The organism is Salinibacter sp. (assembly GCF_036626415.1).
GTDB lineage: Bacteria > Bacteroidota > Rhodothermia > Rhodothermales > Salinibacteraceae > Salinibacter.
Map to the genome: position 1 here is coordinate 1 of NZ_JAZKRW010000174.1, position 4,784 is coordinate 4,784.

General features: G+C 67.6%; 4 protein-coding genes. All 4 read left to right on the forward strand.

Translation table 11 applies throughout. From position 1 onward, the window contains the following. Positions 1-554 precede the first annotated feature (554 nt). Positions 555-2,408: a glycoside hydrolase family 15 protein gene (locus tag V5A20_RS13115; RefSeq protein ID WP_332316931.1), complete on the forward strand. Its 1,854-nt coding sequence runs from the start codon at positions 555-557 to the stop codon at positions 2,406-2,408. After that, the gene (locus V5A20_RS13120) at positions 2,405-2,914 is read left to right on the forward strand and encodes a hypothetical protein (protein WP_332316932.1); all 510 of its coding nucleotides are present in this window, start codon (positions 2,405-2,407) and stop codon (positions 2,912-2,914) included. The genes V5A20_RS13115 and V5A20_RS13120 overlap by 4 nt, the downstream gene beginning before the upstream one ends. Before the next feature lie 127 nt (positions 2,915-3,041). Beyond that, positions 3,042-4,223: a dipeptidase gene (locus V5A20_RS13125; protein ID WP_332327541.1), complete on the forward strand. Its 1,182-nt coding sequence runs from the start codon at positions 3,042-3,044 to the stop codon at positions 4,221-4,223. Positions 4,224-4,394: 171 nt separating this feature from the next. Beyond that, the coding region (locus V5A20_RS13130) for a carboxypeptidase-like regulatory domain-containing protein (RefSeq protein ID WP_332327542.1) at positions 4,395-4,784 on the forward strand (390 nt) is incomplete at its 3' end.

Below are 4,784 nucleotides of genomic sequence, written 5' to 3' on the forward strand. Positions count from 1 at the left end.
CTACCTGCGCCCGAACACTCGTCCTTTACAGTCCGAAATATGTCCCCCTGAGAGGTGTATGATTCGGATTGTAGGAAAGGAGAAGAGTACATTGCCCAAAAACTGTACGGATGAAAGTAGAAGATCGAAAGTCCTTCACCTCCAATTTGCGAGCTCTACACAGAAGAGCGGCATCGTGACGTCTAAGCGTATCTAAAAAATAATTTTCAAAATGAAAGTAAAAAAAGTTTACAATGAAACGCCGCTCCCTCGGTGAGCAGCGCATCGTCCTCCACGATTGGAGAAGAAATTCTCTTACAACACCGCGCCGGACGGAGTAAGAGCGGAGTCACGCTTTGGGCATTTCACAGATCGCCCGCTATCATGGGCGTTCAGTATTTCCAGTTCAAGTTCCCGCCCCGCAGAAAGACGGGAACGATCAGAAAGCGGCCCGACCCCGATCTGGTGGTATAGATCTTGTGGAAAAGGCATATATGGATCGGGGCGAACAGCCTTTGCTCCCCGGGCCTTGGGAAGAAGAATTGTCTGTCTCGCTCCGTCATCATCGCCCTCGAATGTCTGGCACCGACGACCGGTACGTCCCCATCGAAGACTACGCCGTCATCGGCGACTGCGCGAGCGCCGCCCTTGTGGGCACGGACGGGTCGATCGACTGGTTGTGTTGGCCGCGGTTTGACAGCCCGTCCGTCTTCGCCGCGCTCCTGGACGCCGAGCGTGGGGGGCACTTTCAGGTGCGGCCGTCGCGGGAGTACTCGGTGGAGCGGCGGTACATGGGCGACACGAACGTGCTGGAGACGACCTTCACGACGGACACGGGGGTGCTCCGGCTGACGGACCTGATGCCGGTGGGGCCGCCCGAGGCGTACCGCCGCGAGCTGTGGCCGACCCACGAGATCCTGCGCCGGGTGGAGTGTGTGGAGGGGACGGTGACCGTTCAGGTGGTGTGCGAGCCGCGCCTGGAGTACGCACAGCTCGACCCGTCCTTCGACGATCGGGGCCCCCACGGGTTCTTCTACAACTACGACGGGGCGGTTCTCGTCGTGCGGAGCGAGGTGCCCCTCGCGCCGTCGTCCGGGCAAAGCGCGCTCCACGGAGACCAGACGCTGCGTGCGGGCGACCGGCACTTCCTCTCGCTCACCTACGACGACGAGGCGCCGGCCGTACTGCCCCTCCTGGGCGACCACGCCCAGCGCAAGCTGGCCCGGACGATCAACTACTGGCGCGACTGGGCGGCGCAGTGCGAGTACGAGGGGCCCTACCGCGACGCCGTGGTGCGGAGCGCCCTCACGCTCAAGCTCATGACCTTTGCCCCGTCGGGCGCCATCGTGGCGGCGCCCACCACCTCCCTGCCCGAGGCGATTGGGGGGGAGCGGAACTGGGACTACCGCTACTGCTGGCTCCGCGACGCCGCCCTGACGCTGCGGGCCCTCTACGAACTGGGCTACGAGGACGAGGGGCGCGCCTTCTTCTCCTGGCTCCTGCACGCCACGCGCCTGACCGCACCGGATTTGCACGTGATGTACGACGTGCACGGCAACACCCACCTGTCGGAGCGCACGCTGTCGCACCTGGAGGGCTACCGGGCGTCGCCGCCGGTGCGGGTGGGCAACGGCGCGCACGACCAGCTCCAGCTCGACACGTACGGGGAGCTCATCAGCGCGGCGTACGAGTTTGTGCAACGGGAGCACGCGCTGGACGACTGGCACCGCCGTCTCCTCGTCAGCCTCGGCAACGAGGTGTGCGCCCGGTGGGAGGAGCCGGACGAGGGCATCTGGGAGGTGCGCTCCGGGCGGCACCACCACACGTTTTCGAAGGCCATGTGCTGGGTCGCCCTGGAGCGCCTCCTGGCGCTGCACGAGGAGGGGTACGTCTCCATCCCGGCCGACCGCTACCGGAGAGAGGCCACCAAGATCCGGGCCGCGGTGGACGAGCACGGCTACAACGAGGAGAAAGAAAGCTACGTCGCCACGTTTGGGGGCGACCGGCTGGACGCGAGCCTGCTCCTGCTTCCCACCTACGGGTACGAGGAGGCGACGAGCCCGCGCATGAAGTCGACCTTTGCCCGCATCCACGAGGAGCTGGCCCAGAACGGACTTCTCCACCGGTACCCGCCCGACACCAACGACGGGTTCACGTCCGAGGAAGGGGCCTTCGGCCTCTGCAGCTTCTGGGACGAGGAGATGTTCGCCCGACTGGGCCGGCTCGACGAGGCGCGCGAGAAGCTCGGCGAGACGATCGGATACGCAAACGACCTCGGGCTCTTCGCGGAGGAGATCGACCCGGACACCGGGACGTTCCTGGGCAACTTTCCCCAGGCGTTTACGCACGTCGGGCTCATTAACGCCGCCATCACGATTTCGAAGGCCGAGGAGGCCACCCCTCTCTACCAGCACCCCGAGCCGCAATGACGTCCGTATTCGCCCTCAATGTTGGGTCGGCCCTGTTGTGGGGCCTCTTCGCCACGGGACTGCTCACGCTGCTGATGTCGGCGAGCCAGGGGCTGGGGTGGTCCCGGATGAGCTTCCCCTACATGATCGGGAGCATGTTCACCTCGCATCGGGGGCGGGCGATGGGCATCGGCTTCGGGGCGCACCTCGCCTTCGGGATGAGCTTCGCGGTCCTCTACGCGCTGGTCTTTGAGAGCTGGCAGTGGGCCACGTGGTGGCTCGGCGGCCTGCTGGGCGTCTTCCACGGCCTGTTCCTGCTCGCCGTGCTCATGCCCATGCTGCCGGACCTCCACCCCCGCATGGCGAGCACGCACCACGGGCCCACGCCCACCCGACAGCTGGAGCCGCCCGGCTTCCTGGCGCTCAACTACGGCCGCAGCACGCCGGTGCTCACGCTCGTGGGGCACGTCGTGTACGGCGTTCTGCTCGGGCTCTTTTACCCGCTCGGGGGCGGGGGGCTGTTGTAGAACACGGGTGTGGAGCCGGGGCGCCGCGATGGGGAAGGCCCTCCCGCGGTGAACGTTGGGGGGCACGAAAATGTAGGGGCAATCCCTGTCGGACTGCCCGTCACCGTCCCCAACACGTCCCGCATCCGTGCTCCGTCTCGTCCTGTACGCCCTGGCCGGGCTTCTTGTCTTGGCCATCGTCGGCTACTTTACCGCGGCCGCCCCGATTGCCGACGCGCGCTACAACACCGTCCAGGCGGAGCCGCCTTATGGTGCGGCCAAGCGGGCCGAGGCGGTGCACGACACCCTGACGGTCGCGGACCTCCACAACGACCTCCTGCTCTGGCCCCGCGATCCGCTGCGGCGCCACGACCGTGGGCATACCGACGTGCCCCGCCTGCGGGAGGGCGGGGTGGGCCTCCAGGTCTTTGCGGCCGTCACGCAGGTGCCGCTCGGCCGCAGCTACGCCGGCACGGACGCCGATGCCCTCGACCAGATTCCCTTCCTCGCCGCCGCCCAGCGCTGGCCCGTGCGCACCTGGACGAGCCGCCTCGAACGGGCCCGGTACCAGGCCAAAAAGCTCCGTCGTGCCGTCGCCCGCGACGAGGCGCTGATGCTCCTTCGCACCCGGGCCGACCTGGACTCTCTGCTGGCGCAGCGGCGCGAGGCGCCGTCCGCCATGGGCACCCTGCTGGCCGTCGAAGGGCTGCACGCGCTGGAGGGGGACGTCGCAAACGTCGACACGCTCGCCGACGACGGCTACCGCATGATGAGCCTCACCCACCTGCACGACAACGCCCTCGGCGGGTCGTCGACCGGGCTCGACAACGGAGGCCTCACCGACTTCGGGGCCGCGGTGGTCGACCGGCTCGCGGCCCGCGACGTGACGATCGACCTCGCCCACGCGTCGGAGGCGCTCATCGACGACGTGCTGGCGCGGACCGACGGGCCCGTCGTGGTGAGCCACACCGGCGTCCGCGCCACCTGCGACAGCCCGCGCAACCTGAGCGATCGGCATATCGAGGCCGTTGCCGCGCGGGAGGGCGTCATCGGGATCGGGCTCTGGGAAACGGCGCTGTGTGGGGCCGGCCCCGCCGCGGCGGCCGCGGCGATGCGGCACGTGGCCGACCGCGTGGGGGTGGAGCATGTGGCGCTCGGCACCGACTTTGACGGCACCGTCTCGGTCCCGTTCGACGCCACCGGCCTGCCACTCCTCACGGAGGCCCTCCTCGACGAAGGGTTTTCGACCCGAGAGATCGAGCAGATGATGGGCGAGAATGTCATCCGCGTGCTGCGACGCACCCTCCCGTCCCAGAAGCCTCGAGAATGAGTAGATCGCTGCCGGGACGGCGGGTGCACCGCACGATGAGGCAGAATCAAACGACCAAAAAAGAGCCGAGGACGCCAGCGGTCCGGAACGTGATTTTGGTACGTCACCGTTACAACACCAGCCGATTGTTCCGTTCCGCCAATTGATGCGAGAAGTCACGACGGGTTCGGCATGGTCACGCAGAGCACCGACGTGGATCCGTCGCCCCGTGCACCCGCCGGACTGATCGTTCTTGTGATCGCGCTCCTCGTGGGCCTTGCCTCCCCGGCGGCCGCGGCCCAGGATTGGGGGGCGGTAACGGGCACGGTCGTCGACGCGGCGGACGGCGCCTCTCTCGTGGGGGCCCGCGTCAGGCTTCGGCGGGCCGGCGCCCCGACGGTCGTTCGGACGGGGCAGACGGGAGCGGCGGGCGCCTACGCGTTCCCCCGAATCCGGCCCGGGCGCTACGTGCTGGAGGTGTCGGCCCTCGGGTATCAGCGGCGGCAGATTCCGTTGACGGTGGAGCTGGGCGACTCGCCCAGCGTCGATGTCGAGCTGCGGCGGGATCCCTTCAGCCTCGAG

Coding starts and splice junctions, on each gene's coding strand:
- V5A20_RS13120 (WP_332316932.1), top strand. CDS start 2,405: ATGACGTCCGTATTCGCCCTCAATGTTGGGTCGGCCCTGTTGTGGGGC.
- V5A20_RS13115 (WP_332316931.1), top strand. CDS start 555: ATGTCTGGCACCGACGACCGGTACGTCCCCATCGAAGACTACGCCGTC.